The following is a 23205-nucleotide window of genomic DNA, read 5'->3' as shown; positions in this document are numbered from 1 at the left end:
GGTGCCACACCTCTCGATCGACTACCCGACAGGGTACGGGGGCTCGGCGGTGTCCGCCGGTCGATCGATCACGCAGGCCCCACCCGCAACCGGGAGACCGCTCGACCCCGCGGCCCCGCGAGCAGATCGATCAGCGCGCCGTCGTCGAACTCCAGCGGCGTGATCAGCGGCCTCCTTATACTCGGTCGTGTCGCTGTCGTCCGGCAGCGCTGAGAGAGGTCGGCCGTGCCGCTGCGTCTGCGTATCAAGATCTGGCATCGACGCCGGCGGTACGCGATCCGGCAGAACCCGCATCTGGACCGCACCTATCGCGCGGCCGTCGGCGTCGTCGGCGGGCTGATGATGTTGGGCGGACTGGCGATGATCCCGCTGCCGATCCCGGGGCCCGGCTGGGTCATGCTGTTCCTGGGGTTGGCGGTCCTGTCGACCGAGTTCGCGTGGGCGCACCGGGTCACCTCGTTTCTGCGACGACAGCTGCGCCGCGCCAACGCGTGGCGGGCGCGGACCACCGAACGCGTCGTGCGGGCCTGGCGTGCGAGATTCGGCCGTCCCCGCGACTCAGTCGCCGTTGAGGGCGTCGATGAGCGTCGGGATCAGCGAGATCCCCCACGCGATGAGTCCGATCGCGGCCGCGACGAGAGTCAGTACGAGCAGCCAGGCGACGATCCGCGCGACGACGTTCCGGCGGCCCGGCGCGCCGACGAGTAGCTTCACGAATTCGACGACGGCGTCGATGAGTTGCACCACGAGCATCATGAGGCCTCCCCTACGTCATCGTGACGTTCGAGAACGTCAACACCGGCCAGCAGACGATGGCGCCGAGGAACGAGACCACCTTGTCGATCGGATCGTCGACGTCGGCCAGGTGGGACGTGTGCGTCAACGTCCAGACGATGCCGACGATGCCGTACGGGATGCCGATCAGGATCAGGGCGCCGAGGAACTCGGACACCTTCATCTCGTGATCGAGCGCCTTGGAGATGTACTTCCACACAGAAGTGAACCTTTTCGATAGGTGGGGAACGCGCGAGGTGGGGAACGCGCGGCGGGACGAGCGCGCTCAGATGAGGGGGCGGTCCTTGGCGATCTTGCGGCGCAGATCGAACATGTTGGCGTAGAAGCTCCCGAAGCGCAGCGGGCGCGGCAGGAAGCGGTTGACGAACCCGACGAAGAGGAACAGGTTGTCGAATCTTCGCTGGTCGACGGGTCGCCACCGGAGGTCGAGTGCGTCCCGGAAGTACGGTGGCAGGGTCCCGATCGACAGGAATCGCAGCAGACTCCGCAGCGGAAGTCCCAGCACCGGCGTGATCATCCGCAGGTCGATCAGGTCGTTGATGAACTGCTTCTGCGTGTCGTCGTAGGTGATGCGCTCGCACGCGACATTCCAGTAGTGGTCGAATTCTCCGCGAGTGGCCGGCCACATCTCCTCGGTCACCTGCAGGGTGGTACCGAGCTGACTCGCACGGGAGTAGAACTGCTCGGCCTGTTCGGCGTCCATCTTCCCGTGCAGCAGTTCGTGTGCGTCCTCGAAACCGATGTACAGGCAGGCGGCCACCCACATCTGGAGTTCGCGGTTGAACGCGTTGTACTTGACCGGCGAGTTCTCATCGTTGCGCACGTGGCGATGCGCCGTGTTGATCGCGTCGCGGTAGGCGTCGCGCTCGGCCTGGGTGCCGAGCACGGCGACGGCCAGATACGTCGCCGTGGTGCGCAGCCGCTTCCACGGGTGATGCATGAGAGCGCCGGACTCGACCTTGGACTCCATGACTCCGTAGGCCACCTCGGGCCAGCCGAGCTGCATGGCGACGTTCGACGCCGAGCCGGCGGCCGCCCAGAAGTCGAAGGCATCCCGCAGATCGGCTCGGTGGTACTTGTCGTTCGGCTTGCGGGGCGGGGTGACGATGGTGATGCGAGTCTGCTCGGTGGTCAGAGTCGGCGTCCGATCACGCCAGTCCGGCACATAGCCGCGTCGTACGCTTGGGCTGTGCTGCCGCTCGTCGCCGGCGTCGATCTGCTCCGCGCTGGTCATGAATGCCCCCTCCGTCCGACTAGAGGCGTTCCCACCCCTCGTACATGATACAGACTACGATAGTTTGTATCATCACGCCAGAATCGATCGTCCGAACCCTCGCGGAATGCGAGAAGTCCCCGCCCGGCGGGTGGCCGGACGGGGACTTCTCGCGCGAACGGGTCAGTCGCGGGTGAGCTTGCGGTGCGTCACGCGGTGCGGGCGAGCGGCCTCGGCACCGAGACGATCCACCTTGTTGGCCTCGTAGGCCTCGAAGTTGCCCTCGAACCAGAACCACTGGCCCTCGGAGACGTTGCCCTCCCACGCGAGGATGTGCGTACAGGTCCGGTCCAGGAACCAGCGGTCGTGGGAGATCACGACGGCGCAGCCCGGGAACTGTTCGAGGGCGTTCTCCAGCGAACTCAGGGTCTCGACGTCCAGGTCGTTGGTCGGCTCGTCCAGCAGGATCAGGTTGCCGCCCTCCTTCAGGGTCAGCGCGAGGTTCAGCCGGTTGCGCTCACCACCGGAGAGGACCTCCGACGGCTTCTGCTGATCGGGTCCCTTGAAACCGAACGCGCTCACGTATGCCCGCGACGGCATCTCGTTCTGCCCGACCTCGATGTAGTCCAGACCGTCGGAGACGACCTCCCACACGGTCTTCTTCGGGTCGATGTTGGCGCGGTTCTGATCGACGTAGCTCAGCTTGACCGTCTCGCCGACCTTGACCGACCCCGAGTCGGGCTCCTCGAGTCCGACGATGGTCTTGAACAGCGTGGTCTTACCGACACCGTTCGGACCGATCACGCCGACGATGCCGTTGCGCGGCAGCGTGAACGACAGATCCTTGATCAAGACGCGGCCGTCGAAGCCCTTGTCGAGGTTGTTCACCTCGACGACGACGTTGCCCAGACGCGGCGGCGTCGGGATCTGGATCTCCTCGAAGTCGAGTTTGCGGTGCTTCTCGGCTTCGGTGACCATCTCGTCGTAGCGGGCCAGACGAGCCTTGTTCTTGGTCTGACGGGCCTTGGAACCCGACCGGACCCACTCGAGCTCCTCCTTGAGGCGCTTCTGCAGCTTCTGATCCTTCTTGCCCTGGACCTCGAGTCGCTCGGCCTTCTTCTCCAGGTAGGTCGAGTAGTTGCCCTCGTACGGGTGGAGCTTGCCGCGGTCGACCTCGCAGATCCAGCCCGCGACGTGGTCGAGGAAGTAGCGGTCGTGCGTGACGGCCAGGACGGCGCCCTCGTAATTCGCGAGGAACTGCTCGAGCCACAGCACCGACTCGGCGTCGAGGTGGTTGGTCGGCTCGTCGAGGAGCAGCAGATCGGGCTTGCTCAGCAGGAGTCGGCACAGTGCGACGCGGCGTCGCTCACCGCCGGAGAGGTGGGTGACCGGCGAATCGCCGGGCGGGCAGCGCAGTGCGTCCATGGCCTGGTCGATCTGGCTGTCCAGATCCCATGCGTCGGCGTTGTCCAGATCCTCCTGGAGCTTGCCCATCTCCTCCATGAGCTCATCGGAGTAGTCGGTCGCCATCAGTTCGGCGATCTCGTTGAAGCGGGCGAGCTTGACGCCGATCTCGCCCATCCCCTCCTCGACGTTCTCCTTGACCGTCTTCTCCTCGTTGAGCTCCGGCTCCTGCATGAGGATGCCGACCGTCGCCTCGGGATCGAGGAACGCCTCACCGTTCGACGGCTGGTCCAGGCCGGCCATGATCTTCAGGATCGACGACTTACCGGCACCGTTCGGCCCGACGACACCGATCTTGGCGCCCGGGTAGAAGCTCATGGTGACGTCGTCGAGGATGACCTTGTCGCCATGCGCCTTTCGGACCTTCTTCATCGTGTATATGAACTCACCGGCCACCGGTAATCGCTCCTGCCTGCAGCCATCGCTGCGGTTTCGGACATGCTCGCCGACCGTGCTCGTCGCGGGTCGGCATGGTTCGACGCCCATCCTATCGGCAGACGCCCACGCCGACGTCAACGGTCGCCGCCGGGTGCGCCGCCCGAATCAGGACCGCGCCGTACCGCTCACGCGACGACCTCCTCCGCCAACTCCTCCAGCTGCTCCACCGACGGCTCCGGCGCCGGCCGGAGGGTCGCGCGGCGACGCCGGTCGACCACCTCGGCGACACCGACGAGCACTGCCGCGACGACGAGCCAGCCGATCAGTTTGCCGAGCTCGCCCGCGATGCTCAGGCTCGGGAAGTAGGCCAGATTCCGCGCCGCCTCGTTGAATCCGGCACCGATCCAGAACTCGTGCAGCGCGCCGAAGAACGCCGGTTGCAGTGCGGGGGCGAACACACCGCCGCTCGAGGTGAAGTTCAGTCCCACGAAGATCGTCACCATCGCGAATGTCGTGAACCGGCCGATCAGCGGGTGCAGGCCGATCGCGAAGAGCATCGTCGTGAGCGCGTACGGGACGGCCAGTCCGTACACCTCCCACCCCGAACCGGGCAGGACGTCGAACCCGGCGGCGATCGCGACCACTGCGGCCGAGACCACCACGGCGCCGACCGCGGCGAACGCGAGCCGCACGCGCAACGCACGCCCGCCGCCGGCCACCGCGATCGCGATACCGGTTCCGTACGCACCGACGGTTAGCGCGACGAGAAGGAAGAACAGGCTCTGCCCCGACGGATCGCGGTCCGCGTCGGCGGGAACCACATCGGTGATCACCAGTCTCGTCTGCGACTCCCCCGCGACGGCGCCGAAGATCCGTTCGGCGACCATGGCCGTCGGATCACCGGCGGCCGACGACACCAGCAGTTCGGCATGATCGACGCGCGGAACGAAGGCGGCCGAGACCTCACGGCTCTCGACGGCGCGACGGGCCTCGTCGACGGTCTCGACGTACCCGAACTCGACCTTGTCGCCGAGCGTCGCGGACAGCTCCTGCCCCACCTGCTGCGACGACGACACCGGTCCGACGATGTCGACGGGCAGCTCGTGCGGATCGGGTCTGCCGAACCCGCCCAGGTAGCACAGAGCCATCACCACACCGATCAGTGCGGGGACCACGACATGGGAGGCGATCGTCTTGACCGGCAATGCCGGACTGGGGCTGGCGGACATCGGCGCAGAGGACCTTTCGATGAGGAGAATCAGTAGTTGCATAGTGCAACTAGCAACTGAGTTGTAATATACAACTATGGCCGAATACGAGCAAGACGACCTGATCACCGTCGAGCGCGAACTGATCGCACTCTCCCGCCGACTGCGCAACGGCGCGCGCGGAATCTATGCGGCCAACGGGCTCACGTTCACCGAGTACTCGCTGCTGCGGATCATCGACGACACGCCGGGGATCACCGCCGCCGAGCTCGCCGTCACCGCGGCGATCGACAAGTCGACGGCCAGCAGACAGCTCGGCGCGCTGCGCCGCCGAGGATTCCTCGCAGGCACGGCCGACGGCCGGAGCACCCGCGGACACGGCCTCGAACCCACCGACCGGGCCGTGGCCACGCTCGACGAGATCTCCGACGCGAGCGCGACAGCGATCTCCGCGCTGCTGTCCGACTGGCCGCCGGAGGACATCGCGACCTTCGCCCGCCTGCTGCACCGCTACAACTCGACCCCTCCCGCGTCGGCCGTCGACTGAGGCGACATTCCGGCGATCCGTCTCACACTGAGACGGTGTCGTATGTCACACTGGGAACCGCTGTGCGACTCCGGGCCGTTGACCCTGCATCCGGAACCACGCTTCGGACCGACGTACGTACATGAGAGAGGCCGGCGATTTGAGCACTCGACTGCGGATCAAGATCTGGCATCGAAAGCAGCGGTACGCGATCCGTCGCCACCGGTCGCTCGACCGCCTGTACCGATTCGGAGTCGCCGTCGTCGGCACCGTCCTCATCCTCGCGGGGCTCGTGATGATCCCGCTGCCGATCCCCGGCCCCGGGTGGGGCTCGTTCTTCCTCGGCCTGGGGGTGCTGTCCACCGAGTTCGCCTGGGCGCATCGGGTGACGTCGTTCGTCTTCGCCTTCATCCGGCGTGCGGCGTCGACGGCCCGCGTCTACTGGGAGCGGTTCGACGCCGCCGCGCATCGCCGCGTCGAGCGGCTCACCGGGGCGCGCCTCGTGCAGACCTGGCTCGACCATCAGTGGTGGTTCCCGGCCCCGTACGCCTTCGCCTGATCCGACGACGACATCGGCCCCCGCTTTCGAGCGGGGGCCGATGTCGTCTCGCGGGGCGACGTCAGGTTCGCGAATCGGTGTCCACGGAGTCCGCGGCGCCGTCGTCGAGCGTCTCTCCGGTCGGCGGTTCGGGCTCGTGACCGGGCGACATCCCCCGCAGCATCGCGTTGTAGGCCTCGAGTTCGGCATCGGAGTCGCGGTCCTCCTTGCGGTCGAATCGTCTCGCGGCCCGGTCGTCCTGACGCCGCCACTGCACGAGCAGCGCGAGCATCACGATCACGAGGGGGAATTCACCGGTGGCCCAGGCGATTCCACCGCCGACCCGTTGGTCGGCGGCCAGATCCAGCGGGAACGACGGCAGCAGCTGACTGTAGTAGTCGCCGGCGATGATCCGCTGCGTCATCATCAGCGCGACGCCGAAGAACGCGTGGAAAGGCAGTGCGCCGATGACGATGCCCAGTTTCGCCACCGGACTCAGCTGCCGTGGCGCCGGGTCGATGCCGATGGTGATCCAGTAGAACAGGTAGCCGCTCACGATGAAGTGCAGATTCATCAGCAGGTGGGCCGAGTGATGCTCGACCACGATGTCGAAGAGCCCGCCCAGGTACAGAACGTAGAAGCTGCCCACGAACACCACGACGACGATCGCCGGGTGGGTGATGAAGCGCGAGAACTTGCTGTGCAGCGCCGTGAGAATCCATTCGCGGGGCCCGTCCGGGTTGCCGCGACCGGCGGGCGGGAGCGCGCGCAGCGCCAGGAGCACGGGGCCTCCCAGCACGAGGAGCACCGGTGCCAGCATGGACAGCATCATGTGGCCCATCATGTGGCTGCTGAACAGCGCGGGCGAGTACCGCCCCATACCCGACGAGGTCGCGATGAGCAGGCTGAGACATCCCAGGAGCCAGGCGACCGTTCGGCCCACCGGCCAGGCGTCGCCCCGCTTGTGCAGGCGCCACACGCCCCGCAGGTAGACCACGGCCATGATGACCGCGGCCGTACCGAAGACGATGTCGAACCGCCAGTCGAAGAGCAGACGCGCGACAGTCGGCGGGCCGTTGAGGTCGTAACCGATCTTGAGTTCCATCGGCGAGACGTCGGCGGTCGCGAGGTCGGGCGGCGGAGTGCGAGACAGGCCGGCGGCGAATCCGAACGCGACCGCCAGCACGATCAACTCGACGGCCGCGAACCGCACGAACAGCGACTTCTTCGGCTCGTCGGTGGCGTCGAGTTCTCTGATCGTGACCCAGCGGTGCAGACCGCCGATCGCACCGGCGAGGACGAACGCCAACAGCTTCCCGAGGACGATCAGTCCGTAGGTGGTGGTGAACAGCTGACCGATCGGCATGCGCACCAGGGCGTTGATCACGCCGCTGACACCGACCACGATCAGGCACCAGAACGCGACCCGCGAGTACCGGTGCAACGCCAGGGTCCGCCACCGGCCGCCGCCGAACGCGTACGCCAGGACCACGAGCAGCCCGCCCGTCCACACGGCCGCCGCGACGATGTGCAGGATCAGGCTGTTGGTCGCGATGTCGTGGCCGCCGCCTGCCGAGGAGTGCCCCGCCAGCGCGGACGGCATCAGCGACAGGAACGCCAGCCCCAGGACCGCGAACGTCCATCCCCAGCGAAGTGCCGCGCGGGCGACGATCGCGGCCAGGAGCGCGAAGATCGCCGTCCACAGCCAGTATCGGCCGTCTGCGACCTGGCCGTACGCGGTGGCGAGGTTGTCGGGCTTGAGCGTCTCGCTGAGCGAGTAGCCGCTGACGTTCGAGATCGTCAGCGGGATCATCAACAACGCGCAGACCGCCCAGGTCAGCATCGCGGTGTACGCCCACCGGATGGCCCGGAAGCCGCCGACGTCGAGCGCACCGCCCTTCTGCGGCGGCACGAAGAACGCGGCGAACATCGCCGAGCCCAGACCGATCGCGGCGCTGATCTGCCCGACGGCGGTCACCACCGGGACACCGTACGTGGTCAGTCCGCCCGCGTCCGGAACACCGGCCAGGCGCAGTGCCGTCGCCGCCGACGCGGCGGTCACCAGGGCGCCCGCGACGGCGCCGACGACCACCATCGCCGCCACGAGCAGACGGCGCGGCCCCGAGGGATCCGACAGCCGATCACGGTCGAGAGCGTGCTCGGGATCGGGTTCGGCATCAATCGTCGGGGACGTCATTGGCATGAGACCATCGTAAGACCGATATACTCATCGATCGTCGACGTCGTACGCCGTCGGCCGACGCCTCCGTAGCTCAGGTGGATAGAGCAAGAGCCTTCTAATCTCTAGGTCGCAGGTTCGAGTCCTGCCGGGGGCACCACGTCGACGCTGGTGAGCGCATTTCCGCGCGACATAGTCCGGTTCGGGTGCTCGGAATCGGCGCCCGGGGCGACCCGGCCGCGCGACTGCCGCGGTGACCGCAGCGCGGCGAGCACTGTGATGAGAACTACGTTCTGTCGTAGATCACGGCGGGCTCAGAAGTCGACCGGTTCCCGGTGGATCGGGCACGTCATGCAGTGTCCTCCGCCACGTCCGCGTCCGAGTTCTGCGCCGACGATCGGAATCACCTCGATACCCGCCTTGCGCAACTGGTCATTGGTCAGCGTGTTGCGGTCGTACGCGCAGACGACACCCGGCTCCAGCGCGACCGCATTGTTCCCGCTGTCCCACTGCTGGCGTTCGGACTCGTAGTTGTCGCCCGCCGTCTCGACCACGCGCAACGCGTCGAGGCCGAGCCCCTCGGCGACCACGTCGACGAAGGCCCGCGAGCCGTGGTCGATCACGTCGATGCCCGGCGCGGTGTCCGACGGACGGAGCGAGAAGGTGTGCACCTGGTCCAGGATCTTCGGGTAGAGCGTCACGACGTCCCGATCGACGAAGGTGAAGACGGTGTCCAGATGCATCGCCGACCGCAGTCGCGGCATACCGGCGACGATGACTTGATCGACGCCGTCGCCGGCGAACAGTTCCACCGCCAGTTGCGTGATGGCCTGACGCGACGACCGCTCGCTCATGCCGACCAGGACCGTGCGGTTGCCGATCGGCATCACGTCGCCGCCCTCGAGCGTCGCCCGACCCAGCCCCGTTCCGGGTCGCCCCACCACACCGGCGCGTCCACGAAGTCCGGGTGGAAGCGGTAGATCGCCTTCATCAGCAACGTCTCGTCGTGTCGTGCCGGCCAGTACAGCGGATTGAGGGTGACGCCTCCGTAGATCCAGCACGTCGTGTCCCGGGTGTACAGCGTGTTGGGCAACGGCGGCATCAGGTACTCGTTGACGCCCGCGGACTCCCGTGCTAGCGAGACGTAGTCGGTGCGGTAGTCCTCCGGCAGGTCCGTGGTCGACAGTCCGCCGACCAGGAATTCGGCGAGCCGGTCCTCGTCGAGCGACTCCAGGTACGCGCGGGTGCCCTCGACCAGCCCGAGACCGACGTCGTCGGCCACCACCTTGCGATCGAGCAGCCATCCTCTGGCGTCCGGAATCCGCATCGTCTGCCCCAGGAGATCGTGGAGTTCGAGGACCTCGACGCCGCGCTCACGCAGGTCGGCGGTGAACGCCCGATGGTCCCGCTGCCCGTTCTCCACCCACATCACATCGTCGAAGAGCAGTTCGTCGCAGTTCGACGGGGTCAGTCTGCGATGCGCGAGGCGCGGCTCGCAGACCAGCACGCGGCGAAGCCTGCCGACCTCGGAGTGGACGCCGAAGTTCGAAGTCGCGGTCATGTGATGAGGTCCCTTGCTTTCGTCGGTGAACAGCGTGTCAGATGTCGATCCATCCGACGGCCAGTGCGATGATGCCGAGCACGGCGCCGATGAGCGAGATCGCGAGAACGACGGGCTCGACGCCGGTGAACATGCGACGCCCCTGCTCGCGCCGTGACATGGCGAACAGGATCGAGGCCGGCGCGTAGATGATGAAGGAAAGGAGCAGGAACTCCAGTCCGGCGGCGAAGATGAGAAACACCGTGTACACGGTCGCCAGAATCGCGACGACCCGATCCTTCACACCAGGCGGGGCGTCGTCCGCGAACACGACCTTCAGCGCGTACAACGCCGCGAGGAGGAACGGGATCAAGGTGAGCGACGCGGTGAGGTCGAGGGCGAGATCGAGCGCGTCGCTCGCGAAGATCAGCACGACCAGCAGCGTCTGCACCATGAGCGCCGACAGCAGCACCGCGTTCTGCGGGACACCGTGCCTGTTGTTCCGCGCCAGAAAACGCGGCATGTCCCGCGCCTCGGCCATCACGCTCAGCACTTCGGCGGCCATGAGCGACCACGCGAGATACGCGCCGAGGACCGAGACGATGAGCCCGATGCTGACGAACCATCTCCCCCACGAGCCGACGGCCTCGTCGAGCACGCCGGCCATCGACGGTTGGGCCAGCTCCGCGATGTCGGCCATCGGCATCACGCCGTACGACACGATGGTCACGGAGGCGAAGATCGAGAACACAGACACGAAGCCGAGGATCGTCGCACGTCCGACGTCCGATCGTCGACGGGCGTGCCGGGAGTACACGCTCGCGCCTTCGACGCCCAGGAACACGAACACTGTGACCAGCATGGTGCCGCGCACCTGGGTGAAGAGCGACCCCGCATAGTCGGCGCCTCCCCAGTTCTCGGCGAAGGCGTGGGGGTCGAACACGAACAGGCAGAGCAGGACGAAGACGACGATCGGCACCACCTTGGCGATCGTCACGACGGTGTTGATGAACGTCGCGTTCTGCACGCCTCTGCGGATCAGCATGAAGAAGCACCAGAGGGCGACCGACGAGATCGCGACGGCGAGCACGGTGTCGCCCTCGCCCAGCCCTCCCACACCGAGCCCGGTCAGCGTCGACATGATGAAGACCCAGTAGAACGTGTTGCCCGCGCACGCGCTCGCCCAGTATCCGAATCCGGAGAAGAAGCCGAGGTACTCGCCGAAGCCCGCCTTCGCGTACGCGAACACGCCCGAGTCCAGACTCGGTCGGCGCACCGCGAGCATCTGAAACACGAATGCCAGCATCAGCATGCCCGCACCGGCGACGACCCAGGCGATCAGCGCGCCCGCGACACCCGTCTCCCTGGCGAATCGTCCTGGGAGAGAGAACACCCCGGCGCCGACCATCGAACCGACGACCATCGCCGTCATCGCGAGAACCGAGAGTCTGGCAGGCGACGACGAGCCCGTGGCCCGAGCCGAGGTCGTATCGGTCATCACACCGCCACCTCACCGTTGGAGGAAGATCCCCCGACTAGCGGGACGTTACTGCGACCGGCATCGGCCCGCGGGCAGAACCACGACATCCGACCGCGGCGAGTCGAGAACGGACGCCGGACAGTGTCCGCGCGGCTCGAGGACGTGCGCCAGCGCGGCATCGCCCGGTGGACCGAACCGTTGACGAGCACGGCGCACAGTCGTACCGTACATCTGAACATGACCGTTATCAGAATTCGAGGAGCCTATGTCCACTCGTAATCCAGAGACGATGAGTGACCTGATCACTGCGCTCGGCCTCACCAGCGGCGTCGCCAACATCATGATGCAGTTGTCCCTGCCGGGCGTCGGCTACGGGGTCCACGAATCGCGTGTGGTGTCGGGGAGTCCGCGCCGACATCCGATCAAGCGCGCGCGGACCACGACGCAGTATCTTGCGGTGGCCCTGCTCGGCGACGACGAGGATCGTGCGCGGATGCGCGTCGAGGTCGCCGGTGTGCACAAGGCCGTCGTCTCGACCGCCGACAGTCCGGTCCGCTACAGCGGCAACAGCCCCGAACTGCAGAAGTGGGTCGCAGCGTGCCTGCTCCGCTTCTATCTGGACCAGTACACGCACCTGTACGGCGAGCTTCCCGCCGATGTCCTCGATCGACTGGTCCGGTCGGCATCGGTGCTGGCGACGACGCTCAACGTCCACGAATCCGCGTGGCCGCAGTCGTGGTCGGCCTATCTCGACTACTGGGACTCGATGCTGCCGACGTTGTCGATCGACGAACCGATCCGTGAGGACTTCGAATCGCTGGCGAGCATGCGGTTCGTCGTCGAGGCGTGGGGCCCGATCGGCCGAGTCCTCCCCGCCGTCGCTGGCCGTCCTTACCACTTCATGACGCGCGCCGCACTGCCACCGGAGTTCCGCACCATGATGGGCTGGACGTGGAGCGACGACGACCAGCGCGCGTTCGAGAGGACCGTCAGGCTCTGTCGGATCGCCGATCGGCTCGGTGTCGCCCGCCTGCTGCGCCTGGGAGGTCACCTCATGCTCGCCGATTTCCGTCTCCGTGCCCGGTACACCGAACGAGTCCTCGGCCGCATGCGGGTGTCCGATGTTCGGATCGCCGACGGCGGCGGACGCCGACGCCTCGCCGGAGGCTGCAGTCCGTCGACGTCACGCATTCGGTAACGAGCTCCCCTATCGGAAACCATCGGTCTCCATTCGATTGGGAATGGTATGGACAAGAGACGATGAGAACACGGTTCGACCCGTGGATCGGCGGTGTTCACCGGCGTAATTTGATCGGTGGAGCCGACAGACTCCACCGATCAACGACAGGATCCATCATGAATCGTACGATCTATCGATTTCTTCCGGTCGCCGTCGTCGGCGCAGCAGTCGTCGGCGCGGTCGCGACGCCGACCGCCGACGCCGCCCCACCGGCGAGCCTGCACATCGCAGGCGACTTGCAGATCGCACCCGGCGTCCACGTGCTCGACATCGAGGCCACCGGCGCCCGGGACGCTCACGGAACCACCACCGGCACCTACACCGCCACGCTCATGAACGGTCGGTCCAAGCTGCCGTTCCAGGTCAAGGGGCCGATCACCTGTATCTGGACGCACGGCGACACCGCGTCGCTGGTGTATCCGATCTCGGGCACCGTGCCGAACCTCGTACCCGCCGCCGCGAAGAACATGGCAGCGGTTCAGATCACGGTCCGCAAGGGTGCCGTCGACCGTGTCGGCGTGATGGGTCCGGCCCCGACCGGGTCGTTCCGCGGCTGCGCCCCCGCAGCGACGCCGTTCCGCTTCGACGGCGACATAGCGATCACGTAGGGACGAGCATTCAGCTCCCGCTCTTCTGGAACTTTCCGACGATCCACAACAGGATGACCGATCCCAGAATCGCGGTGAACAAGGTGAACCACCATCCACCGCCCGCGGTGTCGAGGAAGAAGCTCAACAGGAATCCGCCGATCAACGCACCGACGACGCCGATCACGATGTTCATCAAGAATCCGGCGCCGCCGCCGTTGACTATCTTTCCCGCGATGAGGCCTGCGATCGCGCCGATGATGAGATAACCGATCCAGCCGACGTTGGTGAGCGTGGAGGAACGGGCGAGGATTTCAGTCGCCGCAATGGCGTCCATGGTCGAACCTTCCGTTGACGGGGTCTACTCCGATCACACTATCGGTCGAGGAGATGAATTGACAGAGAATCGTCACCGACGGTGACGTCCGTCAAATCGTTGACGACGTGGTCGGCGCCGTAGTCCGCGGAGGCGGCGCCGACTCCGACGACCGTCGCACCCGCGGCCCTGCCCGCGGCGACGCCCGCCCGCGAGTCCTCGAAGACGACGCACTCCGAACCGGGCACCCCGAGCAGCCGCGCCGCGCGCAGGAACCCCTCGGGGCTCGGCTTCGACTCGGTGACGTCGTCGGCGGTCACCGCGACCGCGGGGACACCGAGTCCGGCGGCGCGCATCCTGGCCCGCGCCAACGCGAGGGTCGCCGAGGTGACGAGAGCGTGCGGTACGTCGGCGAGCGCGGTGAGAAGCGCGGCCGCACCGGGTATCGCGACGATGCCGTCGGTCTCGACCGTCTCGCGGGCGAGCAGCTCCCGGTTCTCGATGTGGTTCTGCTCCATCGGACGGTCCGGCAGCAGTTCGGCCATCACCTCGTGTCCCTGTCGTCCGTGGGACAGTCGAACCACTCGGTCGACGTCGAGGCCGTGCCGACGCGCCCACTCCCCGATCAACCGCTCGACGACGGCGTCCGAATCGACGAGGGTGCCGTCCATGTCGAGCAGGACCGCGCGTGCAGACAGGGTCGTCATGGCCTCACGCTACCTGTCCGGTGGCCGTCGAGGCGCGGCTCGACGGCCACCGGACAGGAGAGGTGTCAGAGCAGTTCGAGAACGGTGGCGTTGGCCATGCCGCCCGCCTCGCACATGGTCTGGAGTCCGTAGCGGATTCCGTTGTCGCGCATGTGATGCACCAGTCGCGTCATGAGAATGGCACCGGAGCCGCCGAGCGGATGGCCCACCGAGATGGCGCCGCCGACCGGATTGAGCACGTCGTCGGACGCCCCGATCTCGGCCTGCCAGGCCATCGGGACAGGCGCGAACGCCTCGTTGACCTCGTAGGCGCCGATGTCGTCGACCTTGAGTCCGGACCGCTCGAACGCCTTCCTCGTGGCGGCGATCGGCGCGGTCAGCATGATGACCGGATCGTCGGCGGCGACGACGGTGGTGTGCACGCGTGCCAGCGGCGTCCAGCCGTTGGCGGCCGCGATCTCGCCGGTGGTGATCAGGAGCGCACCCGCACCGTCGGAGATCTGCGAGGCGTTGCCCGCGGTGATGACGCCCTCGGGGTCGAAGGCCGGCTTGAGTCCGGCGAGCTTCTCGACGGTGGTGCCGCGGCGCAGACCCTCGTCCTGGGTGAGGCCGCCGAGCGGGGCGAGTTGCCCGTCGAACGCCCCGGCGTCGATCGCGGCGGCGGTGCGCTCGTGCGAGCGGGCCGAGTACGCGTCGATGTCGGTGCGGGAGAACCCCCAGCGCTTGGCGACCATCTCGGCGCCGATGCCCTGGTTGAAACCGTCGACGCCGTAGCGGTCCAGGACCGACTTCGGGTTCGGCTCGCCGCCGCATGTCGGCATGCCCATCGGCACCCGCGACATGGACTCGATGCCGCCCGCGACGGCGATGTCGTACTGACCGGCGATGACGCCCGCAGCGGCCTGGGCGACGGCCTGCTGGCTGGAACCGCACTGGCGCTGGACGACGACCGACGGAACCGACTCGGGCCATCCGGCCGCGAGCACGCCGAGACGACCGACGTGTCCGGACTGGTCGCCGACCTGCTGCACGCAGCCCCACACGACGTCGTCGACGGTGGCGGGGTCGAACCCGACCCGGTCGGCGAGCGCCGTCAGCACGTGGCCGGAGATGTCGGCCGGGTGGATCTCGGACAGGGAACCGTTTCGTCTGCCGATGGGGGTGCGAACCGCATCGACGATCACTGCATCACGCATGAGGTCACTATGCATCAGATCATCGCGACATCTCACACCGGATCGGATAAGTCGAGATATGTCACAGTGGAACGCCTCGGTGGAGGGGTCGGCCCGCTCGATCGTGAACACCTTCGTAACGCGATCCGTTCCTTCCCGAAACACGGCTCGCCGACGATCGGGGCATGGCTGACTCCCACACCGTCTCGACCGTCTGCGGCTACTGCGGCGTCGGCTGCGGGATGACGATGACCGTCGACGACGGCCGGGTCGCATCGTCCACCGGCACCCCCGATCACCCGGCCAATCGCGGTCGGCTCTGCACGAAGGGTGCAACCACCGCGGAGATGCTCACCGCCCCGGGACGTCTCACGGCCGCGACCGTCGACGGCCGTATCACCGGCACCGACGACGCCGTCGCGGAGGCCGCGCGCCGTCTGTCGGCGATCCGGGACGAGCACGGCGCCGACGCGATCGCCGTCTACGTGTCCGGTCAGATGACGCTGGAAGCTCAGTATCTGGCGAACAAGCTGACCAAGGGCTTTCTCGGCACCAATCGGATCGAGTCGAACTCGCGGCTGTGCATGGCGTCGGCGGGCACCGGCTACAAGCAGTCGCTCGGCGCGGACGGTCCGCCGGGCAGCTACGACGACCTCGACCACGCCGACCTGTTCCTGGTGATCGGGTCGAATGCGGCCGACTGCCACCCCATCCTGTTCCTGCGGATGATGGAGCGGGTCAAGCGGGGTGCGCGGCTGGTGGTCGTCGATCCTCGACGCACGGCCACCGCGGAGAAGGCCGATCTGCACCTGGCGATCCGACCCGGCACCGATCTGGCGCTGCTCAACGGTCTGCTGCGTCTGATCGTCGATCTCGGCGGGGTCGACGATCAGTTCGTCGCCGAACACACCACCGGCTGGGAGACGATGGCGCCGTTGCTCGCCGAGTATCCCGCCGACGTCGTCGCCGAACTCACCGGTCTCGACGCGGACGATCTGCGAACGCTCGCGCGGTGGATCGTCGACGCCGACGAGTGGACGTCGTTGTGGACGATGGGCCTCAATCAGTCGACGCACGGCACCTGGCACACGAACGCGCTGATCGACCTGCATCTGGCGACCGGCGCGATCTGCCGGACCGGGTCGGGACCGTTCTCGTTGACCGGGCAGCCGAATGCGATGGGCGGGCGGGAGATGGGGTACATGGGTCCGGGGCTGCCCGGTCAGCGCTCGGCTCTGGTCGAGGCCGACCGAGTGTTCGCCGAGCGAGTATGGGGTGTGCCGGCCGGCACGATCGACTCCGATCCGGGCGGCGGCACCGTCGACATGTTCGAGCGCATGGCCGCGGGCGAGATCCGGGCCGCGTGGATCATCTGCACCAATCCGGTGGCGTCGATGGCCAACCGACAGACCGTGGTCGACGCACTCGAACGCGCCGATCTGGTGATCGTGCAGGAGGCCTTCGACGGCGCCGAGACGACCGCCTACGCCGATGTCGTGCTGCCCGCCGCACTGTGGTCGGAGACCGACGGCGTGATGGTGAACTCCGAGCGGAACCTCACGTTGTGCTCCCCCGCCGTGCCACCGCCGGGCGACGCGCGACCGGACTGGCGGCTGATCGCCGACATCGCTCGCGCGATGGGATTCGGCGCCTCGTTCGACTACCCAGACGCGGCCGCCGTCTTCGACGAGCTGGCCGCTTTCCACAATCCCGTGACCGGCTGGGACGTCCGCGGCGCCACACACGAGAGGCTGCGCGAGGGCCCGGTGCAGTGGCCCGCGCCACCGGGATGCGAGTCACGGAATCCGATCCGCTACCGCAACCCCGACGGTGTCAGGTTCCCGACCGCCGACGGTCGCGCCCGTTTCCTGCCGCGACCGTATCTGCCGCCGGCCGAGATCCCCGACGCCGACTATCCAGTGCTGCTGACCACCGGACGCCTGGCGCACCAGTGGCACACGATGACCAAGACCGGGCGGGTCGCGAAGCTGAACAAGCTGAATCCGTCGAGTTTCGTGCAGATGCATCCGGACACCGCCGCCGAGTTCGGCGTCGAGGACGGCGGCCGGGTGGAGGTCGTCTCGCGCCGAGGCTCGGTCACGGTGTCCGCCCAGATCGACGAGAAGATCACTCCCGGTTGCTGTTTCGTGCCGATGCACTTCGCCGACGCGGCGATCAACACCGTGACCAACGACGCCGTCGACGCCGACTCGCTGCAACCGGAGTTCAAAGCGTGCGCGGTGTCGCTGACCCCCGTCCCCGTCGAGGAGGAACCGATCGTGCACGCCCTCGCCTCCGTCCTGGGCGGCGCGCCCGCCCCGTCACCCGCCCCGGAGGAGTCGGCGTATCTGTCCGGGCTCGCCGCGGGTATCGCGGCGAATCCGCCCGTCGACGATGCGGTGCCGGTGATCCCGGCCGCCGCTCCCCTCTCGCCGCCCGTCCGGGCGTGGGCCGACGGGGTTCTCGCGGGCTACTTCTCACGCACCGCGGCCGCCGCCGCACCGGCTCCGGTCTCCGGTCCCCGCGTGACCCTCGTGTGGGCGTCGCAGACCGGCACCGCGGAGGAGTTCGCCGAGCGCGCCGTCGCCGTGCTGACCGACGCCGGTTTCGTCGTCTCGGCGCGCCGCGCCGCGCAGGTGGGCGTCGACGAGTTGACCGGGACGGTCCTGTTCGCGGTGGCGACGACGGGCGACGGCGACCCGCCCGACGATGCGGCGAACCTCTGGTCGAGGCTGTCGGCGGCGACCTCGTCGGACGTACCGGATCTGCACTTCGCGGTGCTCGGGTTCGGCGACTCGTCGTACGCCGACTTCTGCGGTTTCGCCCGACGGCTGGACGCACGGTTGGCGCACCTCGGTGCCACCCGGATGCTCGATCGGGTCTCGTGCGAGCCCGGCGACGACGCGTCCGACTGGCTCACCGCGGTGACCGACGCGCTCACCGCCGACCCCCGTCCCGCCGTCGACTGGTCGCGGCGGAATCCGCTTGCGGTGCGGCTCGTAGAGAACGTGCTGCTCACCGGTGCGGAATCGGCCAAGGAGGTACGACGCTTCGCATTCGAACTCCCGCCGGGATCACTGAGCTACACCGCGGGAGACGCGCTCGGCGTGCTCCCGACGAACAGTCCGGCACTGGTCGACGAATGGCTCGCGGTGACCGGTCTCGACGGGGACCTCCCGGTCGACGCGGCGGAGGACACCATGTCGTTGCGAGCGGCTCTCACCGATCACTTCGAGATCGCCCGGGTCACCCGCGATCTGGTCGGCTTCGTCGCCGCTCACCATGACGATCCGGCTCTCGACGCGTTGTTGGAGCACCGCGAGGCGTTCGACGAGTGGGCATGGGGACGCCAGAGCGTCGACGTCCTCGCCGAGTATCCGGTGGTCGCGGAGGTCGCCGACTGGTTGACGGTGCTCCGTCCCCTGCAGCCGCGTCTCTACTCGATCTCGTCGAGTCCGGCCCGCACCCCAGACAGCGTCGAGGTCACCGTGTCGGCCGTCCGATTCGACTGCGGCGACGTCCGCCGCGGCGGCGTCTGCTCCACCTATCTGGCCGATGCTCCCGAGTCCGCAGAGGTCAGGGTCTTCGTCCAGCCGAACCGGCACTTCTGTCCCCCGGCGGATCCGGACGCTCCGATGATCATGATCGGACCGGGCACCGGCGTCGCCCCGTTCCGCGGGTTCCTGCACGAACGAGAGGCCACGGGTGCATCCGGCGACAACTGGCTGTTCTTCGGCGACCAGCACCGCGCGACGGACTTCCTGTACGAGGAGGAGTTCGCCGACCTGAGTGCCGCCGGAGTCCTCACCCGTCTGGACGTAGCGTTCTCCCGCGACCGATCGGAGAAGATCTATGTCCAGGACCTGATGATCCAGTACGCCGACGACGTCTGGGAGTGGCTCTCCCGAGGAGCGCACGTCTACGTCTGCGGCGACGCCTCGCGCATGGCGCGCGACGTCGACGACGCCCTGCACCGGATCGTCGCCGAGCAGGGGCGCCTGTCGCCGCGCAGCGCCGACGCGTACGTGGCCGCGCTCACCGCCGAACACCGATATGTGCGGGACGTGTATTGATTCCGTCGACGCGCAACCCTCACACCCTGCCACGTAACACAGTGAGATCCCCGTGACGGGCGGGCAACGCGCGCCGCGGTCTCCCGCAACACCGCCTCCATACCGTGGCCCCATGAGCAGAACAGTCGCCGTCATCGGGCACGGAATGGTCGGTCACCGGTTCGTCGAAGCGCTCCGCACGCGCGATGAGGCGTCGGCGTGGAATGTCGTCGTGATCGGTGAGGAGGCCGATCGTGCGTACGACCGTGTCGGACTCTCGTCGTACGTCGGCGCCTGGGATCGAACGGCCCTCGCGCTGCCCGGCAACGAGTACGTCGACGATCCGGCGGTCCGCGTCGTATCGGGACGGCGGGTCGTCGCGATCGACCGGGACAGCACCACCGTCCGCCTCGACGACGGCACCGCTGTCGACTACGACGCTCTCGTCCTGGCGACCGGCTCGTACGCATTCGTGCCGCCCGTTCCCGGCAACGACTCCCCGCACTGTCACGTCTATCGCACCCTCGACGATCTCGACGCGATCCGCGCCGACGCCGAGGCGGCGATCGCCCGCGGCGGCGCGGACCGACCGATCGGCGTCGTCGTCGGCGGGGGTCTCCTGGGTCTCGAAGCCGCGAACGCACTGCGCCTTCTCGGCCTGCGACCGCACGTCGTCGAGGTGAATCCGCGGCTCATGCCGCAGCAGATCGACGAGGCCGGCGGTGAGCATCTGGCCCGGATGATCGGTGCGCTCGGCATCGACATCACGCTCAGTTCCGGCACCCGGGAGATCGCTCGGGCCGGCGACGGACTCGCCGTCACACTCGCCGACGGCACCGTCGTCGACGCGGCGCTCGTCGTGTTCGCCGCCGGGGTCCGACCGCGGGACGAGCTGGCGCGTGCGGCCGACCTGGCGACCGCCGAACGCGGCGGCGTCCTCACCGATCTCAGCGGGACCACGAGCGACCCGGCCGTCTTCGCCGTCGGCGAGGTCGCCGCGATCGAGGGACGCTGCTACGGCCTCGTCGGACCGGGTTACGCGTCCGCCGAAGTGGTCGCCGACCGCCTGCTCGGCGGCGACGCGGACTTCCCCGGCGCCGACCTCTCCACCAAGCTCAAACTCCTCGGCGTCGACGTCGCGAGCTTCGGCGACGCCCACGGCGCCACCGCGGGCGCGCTGAACGTCGTGGTCAGCGATCCGATCAACGGGACGTACGCCAAGCTCGTGCTCTCCGACGACGCGGCGACCCTTCTCGGCGGCGTGCTCGTCGGAGACGCGAGCGCCTACGGGGTGCTCCGTCCGCTCGTCGGCTCCTCGATACCCGGAGATCCCGTCGCGCTGATCAGCCCGGTGACCGGCGACGCCCCGGCCCTCGGCGTCGGCGCGCTCGGCGACGACGCCCAGATCTGCTCGTGCAACGACGTGTCCAAGGGCGCCGTGTGCGGCGCGATCGCCGACGGCGCATGTGACGTCGCCGCCCTCAAGAGGTGCACCGGCGCCGGCACCTCGTGCGGATCGTGCGTGCCGTTGCTGTCTCAGCTCCTCGCCGACTCCGGCGTCGAGCAGTCGACCGCGTTGTGCGAGCACTTCGAGCACTCGCGGGCGGAGCTGTTCGAACTCGTACAGGCGAGCGGGATCCGCACCTTCTCGGGTCTGGTCGAGCGCTTCGGCACCGGTACCGGCTGCGACATCTGCAAACCGACCGTCGCCTCGATCCTCGCGTCGACGTCGAGCGAGCACATCCTCGACGGCGAGCAGGCGTCGCTGCAGGACTCCAACGATCACTTCCTGGCCAACATCCAGCGCAACGGCACCTACTCGGTGGTGCCGCGCGTCCCCGGCGGCGACATCACCCCCGAACACCTCATCCTGATCGGCGAGATCGCACGTGATCACGGCCTGTACACCAAGATCACCGGCGGCCAGCGCATCGACATGTTCGGTGCGACCGTCGACCAGCTCCCCGACATCTGGCGGCGGCTGGTCGACGGAGGAATGGAGTCCGGTCAGGCGTACGGCAAGAGTCTGCGCACGGTGAAGAGCTGCGCGGGCTCGGACTGGTGCCGCTACGGCCAGCAGGACTCCGTGCAACTCGCCATCGACCTCGAACTGCGCTACCGGGGTCTGCGATCGCCGCACAAGATCAAGATGGGCGTGTCCGGCTGCGCCCGCGAATGCGCGGAGGCCCGCGGCAAGGACGTCGGCGTCATCGCGACCGAGAACGGCTGGAACCTCTACGTCGGCGGCAACGGCGGCATGACACCCCGTCATGCGCAACTCCTGGCGGGCGACCTCGACACCGACACCCTCGTCGCCTACATCGACCGGTTCCTCATGTACTACATCCGGACCGCCGACCGTCTGCAACGGACCGCGCCCTGGCTGGAGAACCTCGACGGCGGCCTCGATCACCTGCGCTCGGTGGTGGTCAACGACGACCTCGGCCTCGCCGCCGACTTCGAGGCGGCGATGGCACGCCACGTCGACGGCTACCGCTGCGAATGGAAGGGCGTACTCGACGACCCGGACAAGCTGGCCCGATTCGTCTCGTTCGTCAACGCCCCCGACGTGCCGGACCCGACCGTGTCGTTCGGCGAGAGCCACGGCCGACGCGTCCCCGTACTGCTCGGGGAACCGACTGTGAGGAGCAACGCGTGAGCGTGAACTTCGACCTGCACCGCTGGACCCGCGACTGGACTCCCGCGTGCGCGTATCACCGACTGCAGCCGCTGCGCGGCGTCGCCGTGCTGCTGCCCGACGGCGGCCAGGTGGCCCTGTTCCGGCTCGCCGACGACTCGCTGCGCGCGATCGGCAACATCGATCCGATCGGACGCGCCGCGGTGCTCTCCCGCGGGATCGTCGGCGACCGCGGCGGCTTCCCCGTCGTCGCGTCGCCCCTGAAGAAGCAGGTGTTCAGCCTGATCGACGGCCGCTGCCTCGACGTCGACGGAGTCCGAGTCCCGGTCTACGCCACTCGGATCGGAATAGACGGCACGGTGTTCGTGGCGAACTCACCGCAGATCCGGTTCGGTTCGCGACCCGAGCCCGTCGTCTCCGAGGTCGCGCGGTGAGCGTGCTGCTCGTCGCGCACGGGACCAGGAGTCCGCACGGCGTTGCCGTGATCGGCGATCTCGCGGCGGCGATGCGCGAGCGGCTCCGTGTCCGCGTCCGGGTCGCGTTCGTCGACGTTCTCGGGCCGAACCCCGCCGAGGCCCTCGCCTCGTCTCCACTCGACGACGAGGTGACCGTCGTACCCGCATTCCTCGGCCGCGGGCATCACGTGCGACGGGATCTGCCGCGGCACCTCACGCGTCCGGGACTGCCGCCGACTCGTGTCACCGACTCGCTCGGACCTTCCGCGGAGATCGTGCGTGCGCTCGCCGACCGGTTGGCGCAGGCCGGGCGCCGTCCGGGCGACGCGGTGGTCCTGGCCGCCGCGGGCTCGTCGGACCCCTCCTCGCACGCCGATGTCGAGACCGTCGCACGCGACCTCGCGGCGCGGGTGGACGCACCGGTCGAGGTGGCGTTCGCGGCGCCGACCGCCGCCGCGCCGCACTATCGTTCGGTCGAGGCCGTCGTCACGGCGATGCGGCGCCGCCACGATCGCGTCGCCGTCGCGTCGCACCTGCTGGCGCCCGGACTGTTCCAGTCGCGGCTCGACGCCGCGGGCGCCGATGTCGTCGCGCGGCCGCTCGGTCTGCATCCGTCGGTCCTCGACCGGGTGTGTCGGCTCGCCTCGCTCGGCCACGCGCCCGGGGCGTTCGACGACGCGGAGGTGTCGGCGGGCGGTGCCGCGACCGGCTGAT

The 23205-nt window shown here is 68.1% G+C and carries 18 protein-coding genes, 1 tRNA gene and 1 pseudogene; 10 read left to right on the top strand and 10 right to left on the bottom strand.

Translation table 11 applies throughout. The features are described 5' to 3' along the window. The first annotated feature begins 225 nt into the window (after positions 1-225). Positions 226-708: a TIGR02611 family protein gene (locus tag BKA16_RS12520; protein ID WP_343067406.1), complete on the top strand. Its 483-nt coding sequence runs from the start codon at positions 226-228 to the stop codon at positions 706-708. A gap of 58 nt (positions 709-766) precedes the next feature. Here BKA16_RS12520 and BKA16_RS12515 read toward each other — a convergent pair whose 3' ends face one another. From BKA16_RS12515 to BKA16_RS12500, 4 genes are all read right to left on the bottom strand, one after another. Next, positions 767-958: a hypothetical protein gene (locus BKA16_RS12515; protein WP_221247328.1), complete on the bottom strand. Its 192-nt coding sequence runs from the start codon at positions 956-958 to the stop codon at positions 767-769. 102 nt (positions 959-1060) lie between these two features. Further along, positions 1061-2029, bottom strand: a complete 969-nt coding sequence (locus BKA16_RS12510) for an oxygenase MpaB family protein (protein WP_183370958.1) — start codon at positions 2027-2029, stop codon at positions 1061-1063. A gap of 162 nt (positions 2030-2191) precedes the next feature. Further along, positions 2192-3868 carry an energy-dependent translational throttle protein EttA gene (gene ettA, locus BKA16_RS12505; RefSeq protein WP_343067405.1) on the bottom strand — a complete coding sequence of 559 codons (1677 nt, stop codon included), beginning with the start codon at positions 3866-3868 and terminating at the stop codon, positions 2192-2194. A gap of 167 nt (positions 3869-4035) precedes the next feature. Continuing rightward, complete coding sequence (locus BKA16_RS12500) at positions 4036-5079, bottom strand: hypothetical protein (protein WP_183370957.1); 1044 nt, start codon at positions 5077-5079, stop codon at positions 4036-4038. Between the two features lie 76 nt (positions 5080-5155). Between BKA16_RS12500 and BKA16_RS12495 the strand changes: the two genes are divergently transcribed. Further along, the gene (locus BKA16_RS12495) at positions 5156-5605 is read left to right on the top strand and encodes a MarR family winged helix-turn-helix transcriptional regulator (RefSeq protein ID WP_183370956.1); all 450 of its coding nucleotides are present in this window, start codon (positions 5156-5158) and stop codon (positions 5603-5605) included. A gap of 139 nt (positions 5606-5744) precedes the next feature. Next, a complete protein-coding gene (locus BKA16_RS12490) occupies positions 5745-6143 on the top strand; it encodes a PGPGW domain-containing protein (RefSeq protein WP_246371753.1) in 399 nt (132 codons plus the stop codon). Between the two features lie 61 nt (positions 6144-6204). Here the strand turns inward: BKA16_RS12490 and BKA16_RS12485 are convergent, their stop codons facing one another. Beyond that, entirely contained in the window at positions 6205-8319 is a 2115-nt protein-coding gene (locus BKA16_RS12485) for a bifunctional copper resistance protein CopD/cytochrome c oxidase assembly protein (RefSeq protein ID WP_183373043.1), read from the bottom strand. A gap of 65 nt (positions 8320-8384) precedes the next feature. On the opposite strand from BKA16_RS12485, the gene BKA16_RS12480 reads away from it, so the two are divergent. Next, positions 8385-8461: transfer RNA gene (locus tag BKA16_RS12480), tRNA-Arg, on the top strand. Between the two features lie 154 nt (positions 8462-8615). Here the strand turns inward: BKA16_RS12480 and BKA16_RS12475 are convergent. Together BKA16_RS12475 and BKA16_RS12470 are read right to left on the bottom strand one after the other, a co-directional pair. Beyond that, positions 8616-9730: pseudogene (locus BKA16_RS12475) on the bottom strand (arginine deiminase). A 169-nt stretch (positions 9731-9899) separates the two neighbouring features. Further along, a complete protein-coding gene (locus tag BKA16_RS12470; RefSeq protein ID WP_183370954.1) occupies positions 9900-11339 on the bottom strand; it encodes a basic amino acid/polyamine antiporter in 1440 nt (479 codons plus the stop codon). A gap of 271 nt (positions 11340-11610) precedes the next feature. On the opposite strand from BKA16_RS12470, the gene BKA16_RS12465 reads away from it, so the two are divergent. Both BKA16_RS12465 and BKA16_RS12460 read left to right on the top strand, forming a co-directional pair. After that, entirely contained in the window at positions 11611-12519 is a 909-nt protein-coding gene (locus tag BKA16_RS12465) for an oxygenase MpaB family protein (RefSeq protein ID WP_183370953.1), read from the top strand. A gap of 158 nt (positions 12520-12677) precedes the next feature. After that, the gene (locus BKA16_RS12460) at positions 12678-13169 is read left to right on the top strand and encodes a hypothetical protein (RefSeq protein ID WP_183370952.1); all 492 of its coding nucleotides are present in this window, start codon (positions 12678-12680) and stop codon (positions 13167-13169) included. Between the two features lie 10 nt (positions 13170-13179). Here the strand turns inward: BKA16_RS12460 and BKA16_RS12455 are convergent, their stop codons facing one another. The 3 genes from BKA16_RS12455 to BKA16_RS12445 all read right to left on the bottom strand — a co-directional run bounded on the left by BKA16_RS12455 (position 13180) and on the right by BKA16_RS12445 (position 15367). After that, positions 13180-13485: a GlsB/YeaQ/YmgE family stress response membrane protein gene (locus tag BKA16_RS12455; protein ID WP_183370951.1), complete on the bottom strand. Its 306-nt coding sequence runs from the start codon at positions 13483-13485 to the stop codon at positions 13180-13182. Positions 13486-13523: 38 nt separating this feature from the next. Further along, positions 13524-14171, bottom strand: a complete 648-nt coding sequence (locus BKA16_RS12450) for an HAD-IA family hydrolase (protein ID WP_183370950.1) — start codon at positions 14169-14171, stop codon at positions 13524-13526. Positions 14172-14236: 65 nt separating this feature from the next. Continuing rightward, entirely contained in the window at positions 14237-15367 is a 1131-nt protein-coding gene (locus BKA16_RS12445) for a thiolase family protein (RefSeq protein WP_183370949.1), read from the bottom strand. Positions 15368-15531: 164 nt separating this feature from the next. On the opposite strand from BKA16_RS12445, the gene BKA16_RS12440 reads away from it, so the two are divergent. Genes BKA16_RS12440 through BKA16_RS12425 form a run of 4 tightly spaced genes read left to right on the top strand, consistent with a single transcriptional unit; the run spans position 15532 to position 23204 of the window. Further along, on the top strand, positions 15532-19419 hold the full coding sequence (locus BKA16_RS12440) for a bifunctional nitrate reductase/sulfite reductase flavoprotein subunit alpha (protein ID WP_183370948.1): 3888 nt from the start codon (positions 15532-15534) through the stop codon (positions 19417-19419). A 46-nt stretch (positions 19420-19465) separates the two neighbouring features. Further along, the gene (gene nirB, locus BKA16_RS12435) at positions 19466-22057 is read left to right on the top strand and encodes a nitrite reductase large subunit NirB (RefSeq protein ID WP_387996203.1); all 2592 of its coding nucleotides are present in this window, start codon (positions 19466-19468) and stop codon (positions 22055-22057) included. Continuing rightward, positions 22054-22470 carry a nitrite reductase small subunit NirD gene (gene nirD / locus BKA16_RS12430; protein WP_183370946.1) on the top strand — a complete coding sequence of 139 codons (417 nt, stop codon included), beginning with the start codon at positions 22054-22056 and terminating at the stop codon, positions 22468-22470. The genes nirB and nirD overlap by 4 nt, the downstream gene beginning before the upstream one ends. After that, entirely contained in the window at positions 22467-23204 is a 738-nt protein-coding gene (locus BKA16_RS12425; protein ID WP_183370945.1) for a CbiX/SirB N-terminal domain-containing protein, read from the top strand. The genes nirD and BKA16_RS12425 overlap by 4 nt, the downstream gene beginning before the upstream one ends. The last annotated feature ends 1 nt before the right edge of the window (position 23205 follow it).

The organism is Gordonia humi (assembly GCF_014197435.1).
Lineage (GTDB): Bacteria > Actinomycetota > Actinomycetes > Mycobacteriales > Mycobacteriaceae > Gordonia > Gordonia humi.
This window is presented reverse-complemented; position numbering and strand designations above follow the sequence as displayed.

What these genes read in the sequence shown, in the direction of transcription:
- BKA16_RS12450 (WP_183370950.1), bottom strand. Translation starts at nt 14,171, where the DNA reads ATGACGACCCTGTCTGCACGCGCGGTCCTGCTCGACATGGACGGCACC.
- BKA16_RS12510 (WP_183370958.1), bottom strand. Translation starts at nt 2,029, where the DNA reads ATGACCAGCGCGGAGCAGATCGACGCCGGCGACGAGCGGCAGCACAGC.
- BKA16_RS12470 (WP_183370954.1), bottom strand. Translation starts at nt 11,339, where the DNA reads ATGACCGATACGACCTCGGCTCGGGCCACGGGCTCGTCGTCGCCTGCC.
- BKA16_RS12455 (WP_183370951.1), bottom strand. Translation starts at nt 13,485, where the DNA reads ATGGACGCCATTGCGGCGACTGAAATCCTCGCCCGTTCCTCCACGCTC.
- BKA16_RS12465 (WP_183370953.1), top strand. Translation starts at nt 11,611, where the DNA reads ATGAGTGACCTGATCACTGCGCTCGGCCTCACCAGCGGCGTCGCCAAC.
- BKA16_RS12515 (WP_221247328.1), bottom strand. Translation starts at nt 958, where the DNA reads ATGAAGGTGTCCGAGTTCCTCGGCGCCCTGATCCTGATCGGCATCCCG.
- BKA16_RS12460 (WP_183370952.1), top strand. Translation starts at nt 12,678, where the DNA reads ATGAATCGTACGATCTATCGATTTCTTCCGGTCGCCGTCGTCGGCGCA.
- BKA16_RS12485 (WP_183373043.1), bottom strand. Translation starts at nt 8,319, where the DNA reads ATGACGTCCCCGACGATTGATGCCGAACCCGATCCCGAGCACGCTCTC.
- BKA16_RS12500 (WP_183370957.1), bottom strand. Translation starts at nt 5,079, where the DNA reads ATGTCCGCCAGCCCCAGTCCGGCATTGCCGGTCAAGACGATCGCCTCC.
- BKA16_RS12440 (WP_183370948.1), top strand. Translation starts at nt 15,532, where the DNA reads ATGGCTGACTCCCACACCGTCTCGACCGTCTGCGGCTACTGCGGCGTC.
- BKA16_RS12445 (WP_183370949.1), bottom strand. Translation starts at nt 15,367, where the DNA reads ATGCGTGATGCAGTGATCGTCGATGCGGTTCGCACCCCCATCGGCAGA.
- BKA16_RS12495 (WP_183370956.1), top strand. Translation starts at nt 5,156, where the DNA reads ATGGCCGAATACGAGCAAGACGACCTGATCACCGTCGAGCGCGAACTG.